Here is a 22,267-nt window from a genome sequence, read left to right as displayed (position 1 = left end):
AGGCTCAGGTTGCCACCTTCGCGGCGAGAGCGGCCAACTTGGCGTCGAGTTCCTCTGCGGCGCTTAGCAGTTCCGGATTGTGCTCCGCGTCCTTTTCCAAGACCATCAGCGACGACGGCTTGACATAGGTCAGACTGCTGTGGTCGCTCTCATCGGCCAGCAGCACTTCGACCGGTGCGAACAATCCCGCCGTCACGTCGTGGCGCAGCATGGTAATCGCGATGAGCGGATTGCCCAGGATGACGCGTAAGACCTTGCGATCGATGCCGGCCTTTTGGATCCAGGCGCCATGGTCGAACAGCTTGAATAACATGAATCCGCTCGGCCCGACGTGGGATTCGACCTCCCGCTGATACGACTCCCAGTCGTTTGCCGCGGTAAGGGAGTCTTCGAGCGGGACGGGCAGCTCGCCGATATCGGCAAGCAGCGCGGCGACAAGTTGGTCGTAACTCTTCGTGCTGTCGTAGCGCAACCGCACGCCGTCGAAGCGGAATTCGTGCGGTTCAGATGCGGATATCGTCGGCATGTTCTGGTGCTCCCTCCAGAGGGCGCTCGAAACGCTCGTGCAGATGCGCAGCCGGGGTGCGGTCCACCATCAAGCTGAGCAGTTCGGGCCGGCTGTAGTGGCCGCTGGCGTCCATGAGGATTTTCCTGACGTTGATCAACGAGAGGTCGAGGTCGGCTATCACCTCGCCCTCGCCAGATCGCTTTGGCTCGCCCAGAAACTCGCCGTGCGGCGAGATGATCGCGGTGAAGAACCCCCCAGACACGGGGGCGGTAGGACTATTCGTGTCGGCCGCGATCTGCGCACGCTGATCGGTGTCCAGCCATGCGGTGGCATTCACGACGAACGCGCCCGATTCGAGTGCGTGATTGCGCGCACTGATCTCCGCCTGTTGAGCGAACAACTCACCACCAAATGATCCTGGGAACATGCTGGAGTGGATCTGCTCGCCATCGGCGATCAGTGCATACCGGGCCAACGGGTTGTAGTGCTCCCAGCACGCCAACTGTCCAATACGTCCTACCGCGCTGTCTACGGCACGGAGTCCGCTGCCGTCGCCCTGGCCCCAGATCATCCGTTCGTGGTAGGTGGGTGTGGTTTTGCGCCGGCGCTGGATCAGGGCGCCATCGGCGTCGAACAACAACTGTGTGTTGTACAGCGAGCCGCCGTCGCGTTCGTTGATCCCGACGGACACCACCATGCGGGCAGAACCGGCGGCCGCGCTGATTGCGTCGACCTCCGCCGAAGGGATCGTCACCGCCTGATCGATGAGCCGCAGCTGTTCCGAACGCATCTCGTACGGGCGCTGGATGAAGGCGAAGTACGGGTAGTAGGGGATCACCGTCTCCGGGAACGTCGCAAACTGCACGCCCTGGGAACCCAACTGCTCGATCTTGGTGATCACCTTCTCCACCGTGCCCTCCCGGCTGTACAGCACCGGGCTGAGTTGTACTGCAGCAGCGCGGATTACACTCATCGCGCCGCTCCCTTCTAATCGAGCCGTTCGACGATGGTGGCGTTGGCCCTCCAGCCGCGTTCTACATTGTCTGCAAACCATAGTGCCATCCGCGCTGTTTCACCGCGTGGACAAGTGTCGTCATGATGGCTGGAAGATTGAAACCGATTGCCTACCAGTGTCGTTCAGGCGGGGGACCGATGGTCCGACCTACAACTTCCCTGTCCTCCTATCCTCACCAACCTTGAGAATCGGACGCCAGTTGTCCGGTTGAACCCGCTCCCAAAGACCGCCCTTCCCCAGCTCTCTTCCCACCTGGTCTGCTCTGGTGAACCACTCCTCAGCAGTTTTGATCCGAGTCGGGTGAATCTCGTCGAGCAAGGCGTAATCTCGCTTGACGATTCCGTACTTCCAAAGATTCCAGAACCCCGTGAAGTTGTCGCGGATGCTCATGGTGCTCTTGTCATCTGGGTCAGCGTTGTACCCGGCGGGCATGTCTGCGACAGCACTGAGCGGACCTGTGCGCCAGTACGTCTGCAAATCGGTGTCGACGTATCGGGCCGGATGCCCGGTGACTTTTTCGAACGCCGCGGCAAGATCCGCGTAGGCGATGTGTTCAACGGCGACTTCGAGGTCCATGCCGTTCGCGCGCTCGGGATGGTCGAAGAGCCAGCGGACGTAATATCCGCAATCCTCCAGCGATACGTGCGGAACAGTTCCCTCACCGAGCGGAACTCGCCAGGTCAAGACACCGTCCTCCACGGTAGGCGCCATGGGGGTCCCCGGCGAAATCACCATCTCGATGTACGGACCGGTCGTGAAGACCGCTGCTCCCATCCGATTGCTGTTCTCCTGATTCTGAAACAAGATCCACTCACCCACACGGCCCTTGCCGTCATAGTGGCCGGTGCGGAACTGAGAGTCATAACCTGACTTTTTGAGCCCGTAGTCGAGGTTTCCATACACGAAGAATTTGATTCCTTCTTCGATGGCTATCTCGTAGCTGCGTATCGCCCAGTAGATCTCGGTCTTCTCGCCGGTATTGAACCCGTCGATGTTGATAAATGCGCCGTCGCAACCGCGAAATCCTTCCCGCAGGATGGCTTCATCCGCGAAGGAGCCCTCCAGGACGGAGACGTTGTCGAGCGCGAGCAGTTCCTTGGCGCGTCGAGAGCCGGCGTCGCGGGTGAGGAAGCGAACGGAGTATTTCTGGTCGGTGACCAGGGCACGGATGACGGGGATGCCCTGGGCTCCGGTGCCGCCTACGACAAAGATTTTGGAGGTGGTGTGAGATGACATTTGGTCGCTTTCTGTTCAGCGCGCGTCAGACACGCTCGATGATCGTGGCGTTGGCCATGCCGCCGCCCTCGCACATCGTCTGCAGCCCGTAGCGTCCGCCCCGCTGCTCGAGCGCGTTGACGAGCGTGGTCATGATGCGTGCGCCGCTGGCGCCCAGTGGGTGGCCGATCGCGATAGCTCCACCGTTGACGTTGGTCTTGGCGAGATCCGCGCCAGTGTCCTTCGCCCAGGCCAGCACCACGGGAGCGAATGCCTCGTTGACCTCGAACAGATCGATGTCGGCCAGCGTCAATCCAGCTCGGTGCAGCACCCTTTCGGTGGCGGGGATGACGCCGGTCAGCATGTACAGCGGGTCCGAGCCGACGGCCGTGGTGGTGTGAATACGGGCGAGCGGGCGCAGGCCCAGCTTCTTGGCCACCCCGCTGGTGGTGACCAGGACAGCGGCGCTGCCGTCGGAAAGCGGCGAGGAGTTGCCCGGGGTGATCAGCCAATTGATCTGCGGGAAGCGCTCTTTCACCGCTTCGCTGTAAAAGGCGGGCTGCAGCGCGGCCAGCGTCTCGACCGTCGTGCCGGGCCGGATGATCTCATCGGTGGTGAGTCCGGCGATCGGAAGCAGCTCGTTGTCGAACAGTCCGTCTTTGGTGGCCGCGGCGGCCTTCTCATGGCTGGCCGCGGAGAACTCGTCGAGCTGGCCACGGGAAAGGCCCCACTTTGCGGCGATCAGTTCGGCGCTGATGCCCTGTGGCACCAGGCCGTCGGGGTAGCGCCGGGTCATGTCGTCGCCGAACGGGTTGCTGCCCGGCAGCACCGAGGTCCCCATCGGTACCCGGCTCATCGATTCCACGCCGCCCGCGATCACCAGGTCGTAGGCGCCGGCGATCACACCATGAGCGGCGAAGCTGATGGCCTGCTGGCTGCTGCCGCACTGCCGGTCGACGGTGGTGCCGGGCACCGATTCCGGGAATCCGGCTCCCAGCAGGGCATTACGCGCGATGTTCGCCGCCTGGTCACCGGCCTGGGTAACGGCGCCGGCAATGACGTCGTCGATGTGTGCCGGATCTACACCCGTACGTGCCACGAGTTCGCGCAAACTGTGCGCCAGCAGGTCGGCCGGCAGCACGTCGTGCAGGGCGCCACTGGCCTTGCCCTTGCCGACGGGGGTACGGACAGCGCCGACGATGACGGCGTCACGAGCCATGGCTCCTCCTTGAGCTGAGTATTTACTGCTATACCCAGCTATAGCACCTGGGTATACTTGATGCAACCCAGATGGGAGGGTGATCTCCGTGACAATGCTGCAAGGGCGACTGGCCGACCGCGATGCGTGGTCGGCGGTCGGGGAGTGCGCGATCGAGAAGACCATGACGGTCGTCGGCACCAAATCGGCGATGCTCATCATGCGCGAGGCGTACTACGGCACCACCCGGTTCGACGACTTCGCCCGGCGGGTCGGCATCACCAAGGCCGCCGCCGCCGCGCGGCTGGCCGAACTGGTCGACATCGGGCTGCTGCGGCGCCGACCCTACCAAGAGCCGGGTCAGCGCAGCCGCGAGGAGTATGTGCTCACCGAGGCCGGAATCGAGTTCATGCCGGTGGTGTGGGCGATGTTCCAGTGGGGCCAACGCCACCTGCCGGGCCGTCATCGGTTGCGGCTGACACACCTGGGCTGTGGCGCCGACGCTGACGTCGAAATCCGCTGCGCGGACGGCCATCTGGTGCCACACGAAGAGCTCGGTATGCGGTTGGCCCGTTAGCGCGAGGGTGCGCAAATGCACGCCATTTCGCGGCGTGTCACTGTACAAACACGCACCCTCGGCAGGCGGTTCAGCTCTCCCTGAGCGCGGCCAGCAGCCGCCGCGCCGCGGCGACCCGGCGCTCCGCGGGCCCCGACAGCATGTCCAGCGCGCATTCGGGATCGGCCGGCGGCCCCATGTGTCCGCAGCCCCGCGGGCAGTCCTGTGTCGCTGCGGCCAGATCTGAGAACGCCATCAGCACATCGTCGGGTTCGATGTGGGCCAACCCGAACGAGCGAATGCCCGGGGTGTCGATCACCCAGCCCGCCGGAGCCCCGGGGCCTCCTAAGGGAATAGCGACCGACTGCGTCGAGGTGTGCCGGCCCCGGCCGATGTCGGTAACTTCTCCGACAGCCCGATCCGCTTCGGGCACAAGGCGATTCACCAACGTCGACTTGCCGACGCCGGAGTGGCCGAGCAGCACGGTGATCTTGTCGTCGAGCAGGTCGGCCACCGCGAGCAAGGGATCGTCGACCCCCGCGCTGACCACCGTCAGGTCCAGGTCTACGAAATGTGCCGCAAACGGCTCCGGCGGGGCCAGGTCCGTCTTTGTCAGACACAGGATCGGCGTCAGACCGCCCGCATAGGCGGCGATCAGGGTCCGGTCCACCAGACCGGTGCGCGGCGGCGGGTCAGCCAGCGCCACCACGATCAGCAGCTGGTCGGCATTGGCGACAACCACCCGCTCGGTCGGGTCGGTGTCATCGGCGGTGCGCCGCAACACCGTTCGTCGCGGACCCCGCCGCACGATGCGGGCCAGGGTGTCCGTCCGTCCGGACAGGTCGCCGACCACGTCAACGTCGTCGCCGACGACGATCGGGGTGCGTCCCAGCTCGCGCGCCCGCATGGCCGTCACCCGCCGATCGGGATCCCCGCCCAGCACGCATCCCCAACGGCCCCGGTCGACACTGACCACCATCGCCGATTCGGCGTCGGCGTGTTCCGGGCGGGTTTTGGTGCGGGGCCGCGAGCCTCTGCCGGAACGGACCTTGACGTCAGACTCGTCGTAGTCGCCGGGCCTCAATCGCCGGATCCCGGTTGGATTGTGCGGCTCTCTCCCGCAAGCGGGAGGTGCCCCCACCGCGGGCTGCCATGGCCGTCCGCATCGTCGCCGGACGTGACCATTTCGGCCCACAGTCGCGGAAATTGCGGCAGCGTTTTGGTGGTGGCGGCGATGTCGTCGACTTCGACTCCGGCCACCCGCAGTCCGACGATGGCCCCGGCCATCGCCATCCGGTGATCGGCATAGGCACGCCAGGCACCTGGTCGCAGCGGCGTCGCGGTGATCTCCAGGCCGTCGGTCGTCTCCCGGCAGTCGCCGCCCAGGCGGTTGATTTCGGTGCTCAGTGCGGCGAGCCGGTCGGTTTCATGGCCGCGCAGATGGGCGATGCCGGTCAGCCGGGACACCGATCCGGGCGCGGCCAGTGCCGCGAGCGCGGCCACCGACGGCGTGAGTTCGCCGACGGCGCGCAGGTCGACTTCCAACCCGCTGTAGCCGGCTGAGCCCTGTACCTCGAGATACGAATCAGTTTGGGTGACAACGGCGTTCAGCTTGCGCAGGATGTCGAGGATGTGATCGGCGGGTTGGACGCTGGCCGCCGGCCAGCCGGTGATGCGCACGGTGCCGCCGGTCACCACCGCCGCCGCCAGGAATGCGACAGCGTTGGTCAGATCGGGTTCAACGTCCCAATGCCGGGCTTTGACCACACCCGGGCGAACCTGCCAGCGGTGGTCTGCCGAGTCGTCGACGTCGACGCCGGCCTGCCGCAGCATCGCCACCGTCATCGCGATGTGCGGCGCCGACGGCAACGCCGCGCCGGTGTGCTGCACCGTCAGGCCCTGGGTGAACGACCCACCACACAAAAGCAGGCCGGACACGAATTGCGACGACGCGGACGCGTCGATCATCACCGTCCCGCCGGTGACCTCCCCGCTGCCCTGAACCTGGAACGGCAGTCCCGTCCCGTCGACGGGAACACCGAGACCGCGCAGCGCGTCCAGCAGCGGTGCGATGGGCCGGGCCCTGGCCTGTTCGTCGCCGTCGAAGGTGACCGGGGCGGCGCTCAGCGCGGCCAGCGGCGGGACGAAACGCAAAACCGTGCCGGCCAGGCCGCAGTCCACTCGCGCGTGCGGGCCGGGCTGGATTTCGCCGCTCACCGTGAGCTCGGATCCATCCCCGTCGACCTGCAAGCCCAGCGTCCTCAGCGCCCCGATCATCAGGTCGGTGTCCCGGCTGCGCAGCGCACCGGAGATGGTCGACGTGCCTTGGCCCTGCCCGGCTGCCAGCGCCGCGAGGATTAGCGTCCGGTTGGTCTGGGACTTCGAGCCCGGGACCGTCACCGTCGCGTGCACAGGTGCCGACGTTGACGGGGCCTGCCATGCGCTCACTGGTCCATCATCGCCTGTTCGGCCGGCTCTGCCACCATGGAGACATGTGCGGACGTTTCGCAGTCACCACCGACCCGGCCCTGCTGGCCGAGAAGATCAAGGCGATTGACGAGGCGACGGGAGCCTCGGAACGGGCTTCCGAGCCCAATTACAACGTGGCTCCGACCGCGACCGTCGCAACCGTGGTCAAGCGCCATGGCGAACCCGACGACGAGGCGACGCGTCGCGTGCGGCTCATGCGCTGGGGGTTGATCCCGCCGTGGGCCAAGGCAGGCGCTGACGGAGCACCCGAGGGCAAGGGCCCGCTGCTGATCAATGCGCGCGCGGACAAGGTCACCACCTCGCCGGCGTTTCGTTCGAGTGCAAAATCCAAGCGCTGCCTGGTGCCGATGGACGGCTATTACGAATGGCGCGCCAACCCCGATACCCCCGCCGGTAAGAAGTCGCGCAAGACGCCGTTCTACATGTACCGCAGCGATGGCGAGCCGCTGTTCGCGGCGGGCTTGTGGTCCGTGTGGAAACCGGCCAAGGACGCTCAACCGCTGCTGAGTTGCACCATCATCACCACCGACGCGGTGGGCGAGCTGGCCGAGATCCACGACCGGATGCCGCTGATGCTGTCCGAAGCGGATTGGGATACCTGGCTGGATCCGGACGCCGCGCTGGATCCGGAGTTGCTGGCCCGCCCGCCGGATGTCCGGAACATTGAGCTCCGACAGGTGTCCACGCTGGTCAATAACGTGCGCAACAACGGGCCCGAGTTGCTCGAACCCGCCGAGGCGGAGCCCGAACAGATCACGCTGCTCTAGCGGTGGCGGAAGCACCACCTCCCGCGAGCGCGCGTGTTTGTACATCGACACGCCGCATTTTTGGGTACAACAGCGCACCCTCGAAGCTGGGCGAATCCGAATGTTGTCAGTTGAAAACAACAGATCACCAGTCTTTGTTGCCTCGCTACGGACCTGGACGCAATGCGGCGACTTAGCATGCTCGTGTGACTGGCAAGTACACCTACACCTTCGAAGACATCCGCAACCGCCCCGTCGCGGTGATCGGGGCGGGAACCCTGGGCCGTCGCATTGCGCTCATGCTGGCGAGCCGCGGCGGAACCGTGCGGATCTACGCGCGCCGCGCCGAGCAGCGCGCCGAAGCCACCCAGTACGTGACTGAGAATCTACCTAAACTCTTGCAGGACAGAGGCTTTGGTGAGATGGGTACGGCAATCGGGGTGGCGTCGCTGGAAGAGGCGCTGGACGGCGCCTGGCTTGCGGTCGAATCCGTCCCGGAAAGGCTCGACATCAAGATTCCGCTGTGGGGTGAGATCGACCGGGCCGCGCCGACCGACACCATCTTCGCGACCAACTCGTCGTCGTTCCCGTCGCGGCTGATGGCCGAAAACGTCCGCGACAAAACACGTTTGTGCAACACACACTTCTACATGCCCCCGCAGTTCAACGCCCTCGACCTGATGTCGGACGGCCAGACCGACCGCGGCCTGCTGGACACCCTGTTGACCGTCCTGCCCGAGTTTGGTGTGCACCCCTTCGAAGCGCGCAAGGAGTGCACCGGCTTCATCTTCAATCGGGTCTGGGCGGCCATCAAGCGCGAGTGCATCGCCGTCGTCGCCGAAGGTGTGGCCCGGCCGGAGGATGTCGACGGGATGTTCAAGGTCAATTGGGGGGTGCCCGCCGGGCCATTTCAAATGATGGACATCGTCGGCCTGGATGTGGTGCTCGACATCGAAAACCATTACGCGGAAGAGTTCCCGTACCTGCCCAAGAGCGTGCGGGACTTGTTGCAGGAGTATGTCGATGCGGGCAAGCTCGGCCTCAAGACCGGCGAAGGCTTCTATACGTATTAGGCTCGCCGGGAACGGTCAGCCGTTGCTGAGAACCAAGCGCCAGTGACCTGCGGCCCGCGGATCAGGAACACACCAGAAGTTGTTCCAATTGAACGGCGGCGTCGTGGCCTTCATGCCGGGGCCGGCATCCTGACAAGCCTGGTGCGTCGGATAGCTGCCCTCGGTCTGTAGCGTGTCGGCATTGCTGATGCCCACACCGGTTGCCACCGAACCGGCAACAGCCAGCAAACCCGCGGCGACAAATTTGAGAATCCATCGCTTCATCTTGATCCAATCTTCGTGCGGGGCTCCTGCATGGAGATATGGCGACAATGTTAGTTCGACTCGGACGCGAAAAGAGGGCTTTTCGCGAGACGCTATGCCCGCTGCAGCGAAACGGCCGTTGCGTCCGCGTCCGGCAGACGGCCGAGTTGCCCGGTCGGTCAGCGGAGGATGGTGCCGCCGTCGATATTGATGACCTGGCCGTTGATCCACTCGGCGTCGGTGGAGAGCAGAAAGGCCACCAGAGCCGCTATGTCGGCGGGTTCGCCAACACGCGGTCCGCGGATGCGTTTCAGGGCTGCGGCCTGCAGCTCCGGCCATTGCGGTACCGATCGGATGGCCTCGGTCGCGGTGAACCCGGGCGCGACGGCGTTGCAGCGTATGGCCTCCTTGCCCCATCTCGAGGCGACATGCCTTGTCAGAGCGCCGATTCCGGCTTTGGCGGTGGCGTAGGCCGGGCGCGCGGGCTCACCCTGAAAGGCGGCCGCCGATGACATGTTGACGATCGCGCCCTCACCCCGAGCGAGCATGCACGGGATGGCGTACTTCATTGCGGCCACGTACCCGCGCAGGTTCACCGCCATCACCCGGTCCCAGACTTCGAAGTCGATGTCGACCACGTCGGTGTCGGCACGGATGGTGCTCATGTCGGCGCCGACGTTGAACATCAGGTCGACGCCCTCGTAAGTGGTTGTGGCACAGTGAATCAACTCGCTGACCGACGCGGGGTCCGCCAGGTCGAAGACGGCATGCGTCGCCGTTCCGCCCGCCGAGACGATGTCCGCGGCCGTCTGTCGCGCCGCGTCGGCGGCGACGTCCCCGACGACCACCCGGCAGCCCTCCGCGCCGAGCCGAGCGGCCGTCGCCGCGCCGATGCCGGTGGCGCCGCCGACCACGACCGCAACCTTGTCGGCCAGGCCGCGGTGTCCCACATCTTGCAAACGTGTTGCCATTACCTCTAGAACAATAGGGGCTGCGGTTCTAGACGAAGGACATCGGGATGGTTGGGATTCATCGAGAGCGACCCGAAGCCGCTGACCTCGCGGAGGCGACCGGTACTCCGGTGGCGCGCTTGATGTCACCCGGTGTCTCTAACTGCTGCGCGGTAGCCACCGGTGCCCGGTCCCTGTAACCGCCGGACCAGTGTTGGTTAGGGAGCTGAGGGCGCAATGAACACTGTCAGCTTCGACTTCACCGGCACCAACGTGCTCGTGACTGGCGGGACCAGCGGCATCGGGTACGCGATCGCCAACGACTTCGCCAAAGCGGGCGCTGTCGTCACAGTCACCGGTACCCGCGCGTCGGCCGGGGACTACCCCGAAACCGACTTGAGCGCAATGCTATTCCGGCAATGCCAGATGTCGGATACCGCGGCCATCGACGAGCTGGCGGCATCGCTGGGCGAACTCGACGTTCTGGTCAACAACGCCGGTGGGCCGTACGCGGCGCGCAAGGACGAGTGGGATCCCGACGGCTACGCCGGCTCGGTGGCGGTCAACATGTTCGCTCATATGCGCTTGACCATGGCCTGTCACGAGCGGCTCAAGCACAGCAACGCCGCCGGGGGAGCCAGTGTGGTCTCCATCGCGTCGATGTCGGCGTTTGTGTCTGCGGTCAACGTGCCCGCCTATAGTTCGTCGAAGGCCGGAATGGTGGCCTTCACGAAAAACCTTGCGCGGCGCTGGGTTGACGACGGCATCCGGGTCAACGCCGTGGCGCCCGGGCTGATCGAAACCCGGATGACGCACCCCATGCTAAGCATTCCTGACCTGTTTGAACCGGAAATGCGGCACACCCCGATGGGCCGGATGGGGCTACCCGGCGAGGTCGCACCAGCGGTGCTGTTCCTGTGTACCGACGCCGCTCGCTATATCACCGGCACCACCATCGCCGTCGACGGCGGATACCTGACGGTCTGAGCCAGGGGCGATACGACGTATTACCGCGACAACTGGCGTGCGCCAGCTGATTTGGCGCAGCCTAGGCTGAAAGACCCACGTCGGCGGTGCCTGTGAACCGGAATTCGTAGTCAACGGCTTTCGGAATGGATTCTTGACTTTGGTTGTGAATCCACGGCTTTGGGAGTGAATCGTTGGTGTCGGGTGTGCGACCTGGGCGAAAATTCGCGCCGATTGGCGCCCTACATTCACGCTGAAAGCCGTAAGTTCACACTGAATGCCATCAGCTTCGGGAAGTGAGGTAGCCCAACGCGAGTCGGGCGGCGTTGGCGCCGCACATGCCATGCGCGCCGGGCCCCGGCGGGGTGGCTGCCGAGCAGATATACATACCCGGCACGCCAATAGTGTAGGGCGACAGTGTGATCCGCGGCCCGAACGTCAGCTGGCGAATGTCCTTGGCGCCGGTCATGATGTCTCCGCCGACGTAGTTGAGGTTGTAGGAGGACATCTGCGTCGTGGTCCGGGCAGCCTGGCCTACCACGCGGTCCCGGAAGCCGGGCGCGAACCGCTCGATCTGCGCGGTGATCGCCTCAGTCGCGTCGCCGGTGTAACCGTTGGGGACATGCGCGTAGCTCCACACCGGGTGGACATTGCCCACCGAGCGTTGCGGGTCGGCCAGATACTGCTGCCCAACCAGCACGAACGGCCGCTCGGGCATCCGCCCGGCGTGGATGTCCCGCTCGGTTGCGGCGAGTTCGGCGTAGGTCCCGGCCAGATGCACCGTGCCGGCCCGGTGAGCGTCGGGATTCGTCCACGGCACGCCGCCCTCGACGGCGAAGTCGACCTTGAATGCGCCGGGACCGCGCCGGAACCTGGTGAATGCACGCGCAATTCGGCGGGGCAATCGGTCGCCGAGAATACCGGCGACCGCGCCGGGTGCCAGATCGAACATGGTGACGTCCGCCGGCGGCAATTGCGACAAGGCCTCGACCCGGACGCCGGTCTCGATCTTGCCGCCCAGTTCTCCCAGCAGCGCCACCATTGCGTGGGTGATGGACTGCGAACCGCCTTCGGCCACCGCCCAGCCGTGCCGGTGGCCGGCGGCGATGATCCCCATCCCGATGGCCGTGGTCATCGGGTAGTGCAGCGGCCGGAAGGCATGGGCCGCAACGCCTCCGAACAACGCGCGGCCCTCGTCGGTGCGGAATAGCCGGGCAAACGTCGACGCCGGCAACACGGTGGGTGCGCCGAAGCGCGCCAACGTCAGCGGATGGTGCGGCAGCCGTAGCAGGGGCCGCATGATGTCGTCGCTCAACACATCGAATCGCGCCGCCGGGTACCCGAACGCCAATCGCCACCGCGACCCGTCGCGCCCGAGACCGGCGGCGGTCTCCGACACCGAGCGGTAAAGCACCCCGGCGGACCCGCCGTCGAGCGGGTGCACGCAATCGATCTCCGGCCAGCGCCACGACAACCCGTACCGTCCCAGGTCGAACTCGGCCAGGAACTGCGAGCCGACGGCCATCGGGTGGATGGCCGAGCAGTGGTCGTGCAACAGGCCCGGGATGATCGCTTCGCTGCTGCGTACACCGCCACCGACCTCGTCGGCGGCCTCCAGCACGGTGACTTCCACGCCTTTGGCCGCCAGGAAAATGGCGGCGGCGAGCCCATTAGGCCCGCCGCCCACCACCATTGCTGTGCTCATGCCAGAGCTCCTCGCTCACTCCCGCGCTGCGACGAACCCGTCCCGTCGCGCAGCGACCAACTCACGTGGGTCGGAATGGGGCCGTTGGGCAGCCACGGCTGTTCGGCCACCACGTCGGCCACCTTCCAGGTCCCGCGCTCGACGACCCCCAAAGCGGCGTCGATCAATTTGTAGTGCTGTACGCCGCTGCCCACGGCCTCCGACTCCACCCAGGCGATGACACACTCGCCCGGATCGAATTCGGCTTGCCGCTGCACTGCTTGGATCAAGTCTTCATTGTGCAGGTGGCCGTCGCCGAAGTTGAACCCGATCAGGGAATTGCACAAGAACTCGCCTTCCCGCACGGTCCGGGTGTCGACGTCGGGCAGGTGGCTGACCAGTAGCGAGAACAGGCCGCGGCCCTGACTGTGCATGGTGCGCCAGGCGATGGTCTTCTGCGCGGTGATCTCGGCCCACTGCGGTTCGTAACCGAATGCGATGAACTGGTCGACCTGGTTCCCCGCCGAGCGGGTGACCCGGTCCAGCTTGGCCTCCGCACCCGGCGCGAACGCCCACACCGCCGACGCCCAGTTGCCCGCGTACTGCCGCAGCGACGGCAGGAACGAGACCTTGTCCGGCCGCAGGTTACCCAGAACGGGGAAGAACAGCAGACCCGCGGCGATAACGGCGGCCAGCCAGGGCGGCGTCATGTCCCACGGGGCGTATCCGCCCCGATTCGGGAATCCGAGGAACAAAAACACTGTGGTGTAAGCGAATACGACGTTCCATTCCAGCGGCACGGCCAACGGGAAGGTCGAGATGATGAACAGGTGGAACCCCACCATGAGCAGCGCCCCGGCCAGCGTCAGCCATTTGTTGGTGGAGAAGAACAGGACCAGCGGGGCGACGATCTCGACGAAGGTGCCGTTGACGTGCGCCATGAAATCCGCCACCCGCGACGGCCGCATGTCGCGCGGGAAATCCCGGTAGTGCGCCCGCTTGAGCCATTTGAACGGGATGAAGGGGCTGTTGCTGACCATCGGCGGAATCACGCTGGAAAAGTGCTTGCCGAACTTCGAGAATCCGGCCCCGACCCACACCACCACGATCAGCATCTTCAGCGCGACGATCATGTTGGTGAAAGGCAGCACGGCGAAGAACACCAGCGCCGGAAAGTACTGCTCGCCGCGGGCGGCCAGAAAGATGGTCTTGTCGCGCAGGCCCACCAGAACCAGCAGCGCGATCGGGGCCACCAGCAGCGCCGGGTTGACCAGCCCGGATATGTTGTCCGGCACCATCTTTGACAGCGAGTCGCTGTGCACGCCCGGCAGGACCAGGGCAACGCCCAGGCTGGTCAGCAGCGCCAGGTAGAGCCCGATGTCGAACCGGGTGCGCCGGTCACCGTCGGTGAGCGGCACCCACTTCCACGGCCGCAGCCGGATGGTGCCCGGTCGGGCCCAGAAGTAGATGCCACCGGTCATCGGCTTGATCTTGCCGGCCAGCGGACCCCAGGATCCGGCGACGCCGATGGCCTCGAGCAACACGGTCCACAGGATGACTTTCTGGTAGACGATGGGCTGGTTCCACCATTCGGTGACATGCCAGAAGGCCGGCAGGCCCGATGTCGCCGTGGCCACCGTGATGCCGCCGATCGCGAAGAACACGACCAGCTTCACGATGTAGATCAGGTGGACGATGCGCGGTGAGCCGAAGCCGTTTTCGGCCCAATCGGCGGCGAGGATGCGCATTCGCTCCATCAGCGGCTTGCGCAAGAACTCATCCGGATCGACCGCGGGGAGATGAGGTTGTGTGAGTGCCATGGTGGTGGCTCCTTGGTTGCGACGACAGAGTGCCGCTAACGGTAGGAATCCCCGGACGCGCGAGACAGTCGCTGACCGACAAACCTGAACGGCGGTGTTATCGCCTAAAAACAACTGCGGCGGCTAACGTCGAGGGCGTGGAGAAACCGCGGCCGGGCACCCTCGATGCCCAAGTCGAGGTGAGCCGCTACGTCGCCGACATCGCCGCCCGACTGCACGGTCGGCTGGCCGACGTGACGTCGGAGATCCATGCTGCCCTGAAGGATCAAATCGCCGATCTGCGCCGTGACCCGCGCATCATGGAGCTGCTCTGGGCCAGCATCGAGGGCAACGTGGACACCATGTTGCATGCGATGCGCTACGACATTGCGGTCGAACGTGTCGAGGCGCCCACCGCGGCGCTGGAATATGCGCGCCGCCTGGCCCAGCATGGGGTTCCCGTCAATGCGCTGGTGCGCGCCTACCGGCTCGGTCAGCGCCGTATGACCGAGCTGATCTTCGCCGAATTGCGCGCGATCGACATCCCGGACGCGATGCGGGTAGCGGTGATCGAGGCGATGGGCACCGCGATATTCGCCTACATCGACTGGATGTCGCAGCAGGTCGTCGTGATCTACGAAGACGAACGCGAACGATGGCTGGAAAATCAGAACACGCTTCGCGGCGTGCGGGTGCGGGAGATCCTGGCCGCAACCAAGAGCATCGACGTCGATGCCGCGACCACGTCGATCCGCTATCCGCTGCGCTGGCACCACGTCGGGCTGGTCATGTGGTATCCGGACCAGGGCGCCGAAGTCGACGAACTTCCCCGGCTGCAGAGGTTCTTGCGCGAACTTGGCGAGGCCGCCGGCGTCGACGCGAGCCCGCTGTTCGTCGCCGCGGACCGCAGCAGCGGGTGGGGCTGGCTGCCCTATCGGGCGACGGCTGACGACGCCGTGGCGACCATTCGCCGGTTCGCCCAGACCGAGAAGGACTCGCCCAGCGTGGCAATCGGGACGATGGGTGCCGGTGTGGACGGCTTTCGCCACTCGCACCGCCAGGCGGCCGAGGCCCGCGCCGTCGCGATCGTCACTGAACAGCCGAACTCTTCGACGCGGACCGTGATCGCGGCCAGCGACCCCGGCTTGTCCGTTGTCGCGCGACTCGGCGGCGACGTCGACGGCATCCGGGAATGGGTGGCCGATGTGCTCGGCGACCTTGCCGCCGACACCGATAACGACGCGCGGCTACGTGACACGCTGCGGGTGTATCTGGGTTGCGGCTGCAGCTACAAGCTGGCCGCCGAGGAACTCAACATGCACTTCAACTCCGTCAAGTACCGAGTGGGCCGGGCCGTTGCCCGGCGCGGGCGCGAGATCGGTACCGACCGGCTCGAGGTTGAACTGGCTTTGCTCGCCTGTCATTGGTACGGCGCGGCGGTCCCGCGAACGAAATGACCGGGCCCGGCGGCGGTGGCGGGCCCGGTCGGGTCGTGTGGCGCAGCGATCAGGCTGCGGCGGGAACCGCGAGGCGACGGGGCGCTGTGATCCGGGGCATCCGGATTGCCCGAGCCTGCAGGTAGGACTGCTTCCGCTCGCGGGCCACGTAGAAGACATGGAACGCTGCCGGAATAAGCACCGGAAGCAGAACCATCGCGAGGTAGATGCTGATTTGCGTGATTGCTTCGAACATGGCTTCGCCTTCATTTCTCCGCTGTGCGGCGGGGTGTCGGGATAGGTTGTAGCACTTGAGGATTCGAGCTGTCGGTGATCGAATCACTGGCTTCGGGTAGAAAATTTACCGAGCCGGACTCAGCCCAGTAATGTCTCGAACCGACCAACTTGCGACGAGTGCTTGTCTTCGGGAAACAAAAAACCGCTACGGCAGACGGCGTTCGACCTCGAATGCCAGACACAGCTCGGCAAGATCCCTTGGCCGCGAAAGTGATCGGCCGGTCAGCTCCTCGATGCGGCGCAACCGGTGGCGCACGGTGTTGGGATGGCAATAGACCGTTTTGGCGGTGTCGTTGGCAGAGCCGCCCGCCTGCAGCCAGGCCTGGAAAGTGTCGAGCAGCACCGCGCGTTCCTCGTCGGGCAGCTCGTCCACTCGCCCGAGCAACGTCGTCTTGATCTTCGCCATCACCTCTGGCGCGCTGACCGCTGCGACCGCGAGCGGGGTGTCGTCGAACACGGCGACCAGCGACTCCGCCGACGGTTTCCCGATGACCGCAAGCCGGGCGTAGCGCAGGGCGTCACTGGTCTCGGACAGCTCGTCATACGGCGGACTGATGCCGACGCGGGCGGTTGCCACCTGCCGGAGCACTTCGACGAGTGTGCCGAGCGTGCCGGACGAACCCGAAGGGCGCAGGTGCACGATCCCGACCTGCAGGTCGGGCAGCAGCCGCCACGCCGAGCGGATGTCGCGGGCGGACAGCTTGTTCTCGATCGCCGGCAATCCCAGCTTTCCGATCGCGGGCAACTCCGCGGCCACCACGACGTAGGGCCCCGAGGTCGGCAGTCGCAACAGGTCTGCGGCCTCCCACAAACTCTGCCGGTCGGTCATTCGTCGCGACAGCAGCGCTTCCACCAGCGCCGATCGCTCTTCCTCCCGCTCGAGGATCTGTGCGGTCAGTTGTTGGCGGTAGGCGTTGCTCATGGCCTGGGTGAAGGTCTCCTGGGCGAAGAAGACGCGGGCGGTGGCATCCAGGATCGAGTCGGTGGGGATGGCCGCCGCCCGCGCGGTGGCCAGGGTCTCCTCCCACATGAACCGGAAGCCGATCCGGTAGGCGGTCATCACCGCCGGCAGCGGCACGCCGGCGAGCGCGCGCTCGGTGCCGGTCTGCTCGGCCGGCGAGATGTCGGCATCTCCGGCCAGCGAGTGGAAGATGAACGTCAAGTTTGCGACACAGCTTTCGGCGACCTGATCCCTGGCGACGACGCTGGCATCCCGGTATGCGTCGATCTCTTGACAGAGCAGATCCGCCATCGCTGTTCCGAGTTTCGGCGCGCGAGCCAGCATGAGCTTTCCGAGTTCGATGACGTGCGGATCAACCGCCGCGCCATGCGGCGCGCCGCGGGGTTTGGATACCACGCCCATACCGGCAAACCCTATGCCCGGGAATGGGCGGATGTGCGTGGTAACACCGAACGGACCTCGCTGTTGTTTGCGCGCACATTGTGGTCTGCGGTCGCGAAGACGACGCTGGAAACACGCACGACAAGCACTTCCCGGAGGCAGCTCATGACCGCACTAAGCGCCAATCTCGTTGCATCGAAAGACCGTCACCCCGACCGCGTCGCGCTCCGCTGTGGTGATTTGCGGTTGACGTTCGCCGAGTTGGACGCCGCAGCGGCCCGGGTCGCGACGCTGCTGCAGCGGGCCGGAGTCGAGCCGGGCGATCGGGTTGGCGTGATGTTGCCCAACACGCCGGCATTCGCGATCGCGTTCTACGGGATCATGTATCGCGGCGCGGTGGCGGTTCCGATGAACCCGCTGCTCAAAGCCCGTGAGGTGACCTACTACCTGTCCAACAGCGGCGCCAAGGCATTGTTCGCCACACCCGCCTTCGCCGAGGAAGCCAACGCCGGCGCCGCCGAGGTGGGCGCCAAGTGTTGGGTTGTCGACGATGCCGGACTGGCCGAGCTGATCGCCGACCTCCCCAGCCAGGGCGCGCCTGTGCAACGCGACGACGACGACGTCGCGGTCATCCTGCACACCTCGGGCACCACCGGAAAACCCAAGGGCGCCATGCTGACTCACGGCAACATGTGCCGCAACGCCGACGTGTGCGTGCGGACCCTGGTGCAGATCAGTCCCGACGACGTGGTGATGGGTTGCCTCCCGCTATTCCACGTCTTCGGTCTGACCGGCGGGCTGAACGCCTCGGTGCTGGCCGGCGCGACGTTGGCGCTGCTGCCGCGATTCGAGCCACGCGAGGCGGTCAAGCTGATCGAACGTGAGGGCGTAACCGTTTTCGAAGGCGTGCCGACGATGTATTCGGCGTTGTTGAGCGTCGCGGACGAGACTGCCGCCGAGGCGACAAAGAGCCTGCGCGCGTGCATGTCCGGTGGAGCGTCCCTGCCGGTGCAGGTGCTCAACGACTTCGAGAGTGCCTTCGGGTGCATGATCCTGGAGGGCTACGGACTGTCCGAGAGTTCGCCGGTCGCCTCGTTCAATCATCCGGACCGGCAACGCAAGCCAGGCTCGATCGGCACGCCGGTGGAAGGCGTCGAGATGCGGGTTGTCGACCTGGACGGCGCTGAGGTCCCTCAAGGGGAGACGGGCGAGATCCAGATCCGGGGGCACAACGTCATGAAGGGCTACTGGAACCTGCCCGACGCAACCAAAGCGACCATCACCGCCGACGGCTGGCTCAACACCGGCGACGTCGGACGCGTCGACGGGGATGGCTACTTTTACATCGTCGACCGCACGAAGGACATGATCATCCGCGGCGGCTACAACGTGTATCCCCGCGAGATCGAGGAAGTGCTCTACGAGCATCCGGCGGTGGCCGAAGCCGCCGTCATCGGTATCCCGCACGACTCCCTCGGCGAGGAAGTCGGTGCCGCGGTCGCTCTCAAGAAAGACGCCTTGAAACAGGGCACAGTGACCCCTGACGAGCTGCGCGATTACGTCAAGGAGCGGGTGGCCGCCTACAAGTACCCGCGCCAGGTCTGGCTCGTCGACGAGCTGCCCAAGGGACCCACCGGAAAGGTCCAAAAGCGGGACATCGTTCTTCCCGAAGAGGGACCCGTTCCGACGACTGAAAGCACCCGATAACGATGGCAACTCAAAACACCGCACCGGACGAGCTGGCCGCCCCGCTCGACCTGTTGCTCACCAGCGCCACCCGGCCGTTCGTCAGGCGGATGATGCCCGACGCCACCTGGGCCCGCGTCGCCGCCAACCTCGCGCAGCAGCCCGGCGCAGTGGCCGGCCGCGCCGCCACGCTCACCCGCGAACTCGGCAGCATCGCCGCGGGCAAGTCGCACCGCGCTCCGGCACGGGCCGACAAGCGGTTCGCCGACCCTGCGTGGCAACAGAATCCGCTGCTGCACCGAATCATGCAGGCCTATCTGGCCGGAGCCGAGACCGCGGAAGGACTGCTCGCCGACGCTCAGCTGGACTGGCGCGACAACGAGAAGATGCAGTTCGTGGTGGACAACTTCGTCGAGGGCCTGGCGCCCAGCAACAACCCGCTGATCAGCCCGCTGGGCTGGAAGGCGCTGATCGACACGGGCGGTCTGAGCGCGGTCCGGGGCGCGAAAGCATTCGCCCGCGACATGATTTCCAAGCCGAGGGTGCCGGCGATGGTGGAGCCGGACGCTTTCGCGGTGGGCGAGAACCCTGGAGGCTTAGCCGTCACCAAAGGTGCTGTGGTGCTGCAAACCTCGATGTTCGAATTGATCCAGTACGCCCCACAGACCGCCAAGGTGCGCACCATTCCATTGCTGATGGTGCCGCCGGTGATCAACAAGTACTACATCATGGACATCGCGCCAGGACGCAGCATGATTGAGTACTTTGTCCAGCAGGGCCAGCAAGTCTTCGTGATTTCTTGGCGTAATCCACAAGCGCGGCACCGTGATTGGGGGTTCGATGCCTACGGCGCGGCGATCGTCGAAGCGATGGACGCGGTGCAGAAGATCGCCGGCACCGACAGCACCCATCTGCTGGCCACCTGCTCGGGAGGCATCTTGGCGGCGATGGTCGCGGCCCATCTCGCCGACATCGGCGAGGGCGACCGGGTAGCGGGCCTCAACCTCGCGGTCACGGTGCTGGATGAGACGCGCGCGGGATTTGCCGTAGCGGCGATGAGCGATCGCGCGGCGCATGCGGCGATTCGGGTTTCGGCCAGGAAGGGTTTCCTCGACGGGCGCGACATGGCCGAGATGTTCGCCTGGCTACGACCCACCGACCTGGTGTGGCGCTACGTCGTGAACAACTACGTGCAAGGCCGCAAACCCGCGCCGTTCGACGTGTTGTTCTGGAATGCCGACACCACCCGGATGGCCGCCGCACTGCACCGCGACATGGTGCTGATGGGACTTCGGAACGCGCTGGTCACTCCAGGCGAGGTCAGCATGCTGGGCAGCCCGGTCGACCTGAGCAAGGTCGCCTCCGACGCCTACGTGATCGGCGGGGTGGCCGACCACATTTCCCCGTGGCAGGCGACCTATCGCAGCGCGCGCCTGCTCGGCAGCAAGGACAACCGCTATGTGCTGTCCACCAGCGGCCACATCGCTGCCTTGGTCAATCCGCCCGGTAACCCGAAGGCGTCTTTCCGAACGGGTCCGGTCGACGCGGAAGATCCCCAGCAGTGGCTGGATTCGGCTCAGAAGTTCCCCGACTCGTGGTGGCCGGACTATGTGAGCTGGCTCGCCGAGCGCAGCGGCTCCGAGGTCGACGCCCCCAAAATACTTGGCGGGGACGGCTTCCCGCCGCTGGGTCCGGCGCCCGGCAGCTATGTGATGGAGAAGTGAGGTGCCGCGCACCCGTGCCGCTGCCGCATCCGCTATCGGCGAGGAACACTACGTCAGTGCGGGTGGCCAGCGCATTCGCGTGAACGTGCACCGCGGAACGGGCGTGCCGTTGGTGCTGTGCAACGGCATCGGCGCGAGCCTCGAGGTGCTCGATCCACTCGTCGAGCAGATGGGTTGCACGGTAGTCAGATTCGACGTGCCGGGCACCGGTGGATCACCCACTTCTGTTCTGCCGTACGGGTTTCCCTATCTTGCCTGGGTGCTGGGCCGGGTGCTGTCCAAGTTGGGTATCGGCGTGGTGGACGTGCTTGGGCTGTCCTGGGGCGGGGCCCTTGCGCAGCAGTTCGCGTTCCAGAATCCGCGCCGATGCCGGCGCTTGGTGCTGGTCGCGACGGGCACCGGCGCGCTGATGGTGCCCGCCCACCCGAGAATTCTGGCGAAAATGGTTACCCCGCGCAGGTTCTCGGATCCGGACTACGCCGCGTCCATTGCCGGAGAGCTCTACGGCGGCACGGTCCGCGCCCACGGCGAGGACGTGGCGCGACTGTTCGTGCGTCAGCTGCATGCCGGATCGCGGATCGGATACCTACATCAACTGCTCGCGGGCTCGGTGTGGACCAGTCTGTTCGCGCTGCCCGCGGTGCGACAACAGACGCTGATCGTGGCCGGCACCGACGATCCGATCATCCCGGTGGTCAACGCCCACATCATGCACACATTGCTGCCCCATTCTCGCCTGCATTTGCATGACGGCGGGCACATCGATCTGGTACACAACGCGACCCAGCTCGCTCCAGTCATCGAGAACTTCCTGTTCGGGCCCGGAGAACGACCATAACTTCGGGCCCCGGATGAGGGCGAGCAGACGCAAAATCACCGAAAACCACGGCGTGTCGCGAGCTTTTGCGTCTGTTCGGGCTGTCGAGGGGCGCTGCGCGCTGTTCTTACTTGGACTCATAAGTAAGGAGAAAGGGTGGATATTGCCGCTAAGGTGACGTCAAAAGGGCAAGTCACCATCCCCAAGGCGGTACGGGATGCGCTGAGAGCTGCTGCTGACTGATCTCGTTTTGGCCGAGACGGTGTACGTGTTGGAGTCGTTCTACGAAGCGCCGCGCAACCAAATAGCCCAGGCAATGCGGTCGCTCGTCGCCTTCGACTCGATTGTCAGCGTGGATCCGGGATTGCTTCTGCGAGCTATCGAGGTTTATGAGACCGAGCGGATTGACTTCGCGGAAGCCTATTTGGTCGCCTGTGCCGAGAGCACAGGAGTGGGCCGGGTCGCGTCCTTCGACCGGTCGATCGATGGGGTCAACACGATCCAGCGGGTCGAGCCGTGAGT

General features: G+C 65.4%; 22 protein-coding genes and 1 pseudogene. 10 read left to right on the top strand and 13 right to left on the bottom strand.

The window, feature by feature from the left end; genetic code table 11:
• Positions 1–4 precede the first annotated feature (4 nt).
• The 5 genes and pseudogenes from A5791_RS14060 to A5791_RS14045 all read right to left on the bottom strand — a co-directional run bounded on the left by A5791_RS14060 (position 5) and on the right by A5791_RS14045 (position 3,957).
• Positions 5–526, bottom strand: coding sequence for a DUF302 domain-containing protein (locus tag A5791_RS14060; protein WP_082966921.1), 522 nt, complete (start codon positions 524–526; stop codon positions 5–7).
• Complete coding sequence (locus tag A5791_RS14055) at positions 504–1,481, bottom strand: nitrilase-related carbon-nitrogen hydrolase (protein ID WP_067237433.1); 978 nt, start codon at positions 1,479–1,481, stop codon at positions 504–506. The genes A5791_RS14060 and A5791_RS14055 overlap by 23 nt, the downstream gene beginning before the upstream one ends.
• 14 nt (positions 1,482–1,495) lie before the next feature.
• Positions 1,496–1,632 (bottom strand): annotated as a pseudogene (locus A5791_RS27720) (steroid 3-ketoacyl-CoA thiolase); the annotation flags it as partial.
• 38 nt (positions 1,633–1,670) lie between these two features.
• The gene (locus A5791_RS14050; RefSeq protein ID WP_067237430.1) at positions 1,671–2,759 is read right to left on the bottom strand and encodes an NmrA family NAD(P)-binding protein; all 1,089 of its coding nucleotides are present in this window, start codon (positions 2,757–2,759) and stop codon (positions 1,671–1,673) included.
• 25 nt (positions 2,760–2,784) lie between these two features.
• Positions 2,785–3,957, bottom strand: coding sequence for an acetyl-CoA C-acyltransferase (locus A5791_RS14045; RefSeq protein WP_067237426.1), 1,173 nt, complete (start codon positions 3,955–3,957; stop codon positions 2,785–2,787).
• An 88-nt stretch (positions 3,958–4,045) separates the two neighbouring features.
• On the opposite strand from A5791_RS14045, the gene A5791_RS14040 reads away from it, so the two are divergent.
• On the top strand, positions 4,046–4,513 hold the full coding sequence (locus A5791_RS14040; RefSeq protein WP_067237715.1) for a helix-turn-helix domain-containing protein: 468 nt from the start codon (positions 4,046–4,048) through the stop codon (positions 4,511–4,513).
• Positions 4,514–4,583: 70 nt separating this feature from the next.
• Here the strand turns inward: A5791_RS14040 and rsgA are convergent, their stop codons facing one another.
• Together rsgA and aroA are read right to left on the bottom strand one after the other, a co-directional pair.
• Positions 4,584–5,576, bottom strand: coding sequence for a ribosome small subunit-dependent GTPase A (rsgA, locus tag A5791_RS14035; RefSeq protein ID WP_067237423.1), 993 nt, complete (start codon positions 5,574–5,576; stop codon positions 4,584–4,586).
• On the bottom strand, positions 5,573–6,940 hold the full coding sequence (aroA, locus tag A5791_RS14030) for a 3-phosphoshikimate 1-carboxyvinyltransferase (RefSeq protein WP_067237420.1): 1,368 nt from the start codon (positions 6,938–6,940) through the stop codon (positions 5,573–5,575). The genes rsgA and aroA overlap by 4 nt, the downstream gene beginning before the upstream one ends.
• 44 nt (positions 6,941–6,984) lie before the next feature.
• Here aroA and A5791_RS14025 point away from each other — a divergent pair, with 44 nt between their 5' ends.
• A complete protein-coding gene (locus A5791_RS14025; RefSeq protein WP_067237710.1) occupies positions 6,985–7,749 on the top strand; it encodes an SOS response-associated peptidase in 765 nt (254 codons plus the stop codon).
• A 185-nt stretch (positions 7,750–7,934) separates the two neighbouring features.
• Complete coding sequence (locus tag A5791_RS14020) at positions 7,935–8,801, top strand: 3-hydroxyacyl-CoA dehydrogenase family protein (protein WP_067237416.1); 867 nt, start codon at positions 7,935–7,937, stop codon at positions 8,799–8,801.
• Positions 8,802–8,816: 15 nt separating this feature from the next.
• Here A5791_RS14020 and A5791_RS14015 read toward each other — a convergent pair whose 3' ends face one another.
• Positions 8,817–9,071 carry a hypothetical protein gene (locus tag A5791_RS14015; RefSeq protein ID WP_067237707.1) on the bottom strand — a complete coding sequence of 85 codons (255 nt, stop codon included), beginning with the start codon at positions 9,069–9,071 and terminating at the stop codon, positions 8,817–8,819.
• Positions 9,072–9,223: 152 nt separating this feature from the next.
• Positions 9,224–9,994, bottom strand: a complete 771-nt coding sequence (locus A5791_RS14010) for an SDR family NAD(P)-dependent oxidoreductase (protein WP_067237704.1) — start codon at positions 9,992–9,994, stop codon at positions 9,224–9,226.
• Positions 9,995–10,231: 237 nt separating this feature from the next.
• Here A5791_RS14010 and A5791_RS14005 point away from each other — a divergent pair, with 237 nt between their 5' ends.
• On the top strand, positions 10,232–10,981 hold the full coding sequence (locus A5791_RS14005; protein WP_067237413.1) for an SDR family NAD(P)-dependent oxidoreductase: 750 nt from the start codon (positions 10,232–10,234) through the stop codon (positions 10,979–10,981).
• Positions 10,982–11,243: 262 nt separating this feature from the next.
• Here the strand turns inward: A5791_RS14005 and A5791_RS14000 are convergent, their stop codons facing one another.
• Both A5791_RS14000 and A5791_RS13995 read right to left on the bottom strand, forming a co-directional pair.
• Complete coding sequence (locus tag A5791_RS14000; RefSeq protein WP_067237410.1) at positions 11,244–12,665, bottom strand: NAD(P)/FAD-dependent oxidoreductase; 1,422 nt, start codon at positions 12,663–12,665, stop codon at positions 11,244–11,246.
• Complete coding sequence (locus A5791_RS13995) at positions 12,662–14,464, bottom strand: DUF3556 domain-containing protein (RefSeq protein WP_067237407.1); 1,803 nt, start codon at positions 14,462–14,464, stop codon at positions 12,662–12,664. Before A5791_RS13995 ends, A5791_RS14000 begins: the two co-directional genes overlap by 4 nt.
• A gap of 137 nt (positions 14,465–14,601) precedes the next feature.
• On the opposite strand from A5791_RS13995, the gene A5791_RS13990 reads away from it, so the two are divergent.
• Positions 14,602–15,900 (top strand): CdaR family transcriptional regulator, encoded by a 1,299-nt coding sequence (locus tag A5791_RS13990; protein WP_067237404.1) that lies wholly within the window; start codon positions 14,602–14,604, stop codon positions 15,898–15,900.
• A 49-nt stretch (positions 15,901–15,949) separates the two neighbouring features.
• On the opposite strand, the gene A5791_RS13985 is transcribed toward A5791_RS13990, so the two are convergent.
• Both A5791_RS13985 and A5791_RS13980 read right to left on the bottom strand, forming a co-directional pair.
• Positions 15,950–16,135: a hypothetical protein gene (locus A5791_RS13985; protein ID WP_067237400.1), complete on the bottom strand. Its 186-nt coding sequence runs from the start codon at positions 16,133–16,135 to the stop codon at positions 15,950–15,952.
• Positions 16,136–16,321: 186 nt separating this feature from the next.
• Positions 16,322–17,539 (bottom strand): CdaR family transcriptional regulator, encoded by a 1,218-nt coding sequence (locus tag A5791_RS13980; protein WP_082966920.1) that lies wholly within the window; start codon positions 17,537–17,539, stop codon positions 16,322–16,324.
• A gap of 144 nt (positions 17,540–17,683) precedes the next feature.
• Between A5791_RS13980 and A5791_RS13975 the strand changes: the two genes are divergently transcribed.
• From A5791_RS13975 to A5791_RS13960, 5 genes are all read left to right on the top strand, one after another.
• Positions 17,684–19,225 (top strand): long-chain fatty acid--CoA ligase, encoded by a 1,542-nt coding sequence (locus tag A5791_RS13975; RefSeq protein ID WP_067237698.1) that lies wholly within the window; start codon positions 17,684–17,686, stop codon positions 19,223–19,225.
• Positions 19,226–19,227: 2 nt separating this feature from the next.
• On the top strand, positions 19,228–20,928 hold the full coding sequence (locus A5791_RS13970) for an alpha/beta hydrolase (protein WP_067237396.1): 1,701 nt from the start codon (positions 19,228–19,230) through the stop codon (positions 20,926–20,928).
• 1 nt (position 20,929) lies between these two features.
• Positions 20,930–21,766, top strand: coding sequence for an alpha/beta fold hydrolase (locus tag A5791_RS13965; RefSeq protein WP_067237393.1), 837 nt, complete (start codon positions 20,930–20,932; stop codon positions 21,764–21,766).
• A 135-nt stretch (positions 21,767–21,901) separates the two neighbouring features.
• On the top strand, positions 21,902–21,988 hold the full coding sequence (locus A5791_RS27715) for an AbrB/MazE/SpoVT family DNA-binding domain-containing protein (RefSeq protein WP_082966919.1): 87 nt from the start codon (positions 21,902–21,904) through the stop codon (positions 21,986–21,988).
• On the top strand, positions 21,975–22,265 hold the full coding sequence (locus A5791_RS13960) for a PIN domain-containing protein (protein WP_082966918.1): 291 nt from the start codon (positions 21,975–21,977) through the stop codon (positions 22,263–22,265). Before A5791_RS27715 ends, A5791_RS13960 begins: the two co-directional genes overlap by 14 nt.
• The last annotated feature ends 2 nt before the right edge of the window (positions 22,266–22,267 follow it).

It is taken from the genome of Mycobacterium sp. 852002-51163_SCH5372311 (assembly GCF_001667115.1).
In the GTDB taxonomy this organism is placed as follows: Bacteria; Actinomycetota; Actinomycetes; order Mycobacteriales; family Mycobacteriaceae; genus Mycobacterium.
This window is presented reverse-complemented; position numbering and strand designations above follow the sequence as displayed.

Excerpts from the sequence above, each read along its gene's own strand:
- A5791_RS14060 (WP_082966921.1), bottom strand. The coding sequence starts at position 526 with ATGCCGACGATATCCGCATCTGAACCGCACGAATTCCGCTTCGACGGC.
- A5791_RS14055 (WP_067237433.1), bottom strand. The coding sequence starts at position 1,481 with ATGAGTGTAATCCGCGCTGCTGCAGTACAACTCAGCCCGGTGCTGTAC.
- A5791_RS14050 (WP_067237430.1), bottom strand. The coding sequence starts at position 2,759 with ATGTCATCTCACACCACCTCCAAAATCTTTGTCGTAGGCGGCACCGGA.
- A5791_RS14045 (WP_067237426.1), bottom strand. The coding sequence starts at position 3,957 with ATGGCTCGTGACGCCGTCATCGTCGGCGCTGTCCGTACCCCCGTCGGC.
- A5791_RS14025 (WP_067237710.1), top strand. The coding sequence starts at position 6,985 with ATGTGCGGACGTTTCGCAGTCACCACCGACCCGGCCCTGCTGGCCGAG.
- A5791_RS14005 (WP_067237413.1), top strand. The coding sequence starts at position 10,232 with ATGAACACTGTCAGCTTCGACTTCACCGGCACCAACGTGCTCGTGACT.
- A5791_RS14000 (WP_067237410.1), bottom strand. The coding sequence starts at position 12,665 with ATGAGCACAGCAATGGTGGTGGGCGGCGGGCCTAATGGGCTCGCCGCC.
- A5791_RS13995 (WP_067237407.1), bottom strand. The coding sequence starts at position 14,464 with ATGGCACTCACACAACCTCATCTCCCCGCGGTCGATCCGGATGAGTTC.
- A5791_RS13985 (WP_067237400.1), bottom strand. The coding sequence starts at position 16,135 with ATGTTCGAAGCAATCACGCAAATCAGCATCTACCTCGCGATGGTTCTG.
- A5791_RS13980 (WP_082966920.1), bottom strand. The coding sequence starts at position 17,539 with ATGGGCGTGGTATCCAAACCCCGCGGCGCGCCGCATGGCGCGGCGGTT.
- A5791_RS13975 (WP_067237698.1), top strand. The coding sequence starts at position 17,684 with ATGACCGCACTAAGCGCCAATCTCGTTGCATCGAAAGACCGTCACCCC.
- A5791_RS13970 (WP_067237396.1), top strand. The coding sequence starts at position 19,228 with ATGGCAACTCAAAACACCGCACCGGACGAGCTGGCCGCCCCGCTCGAC.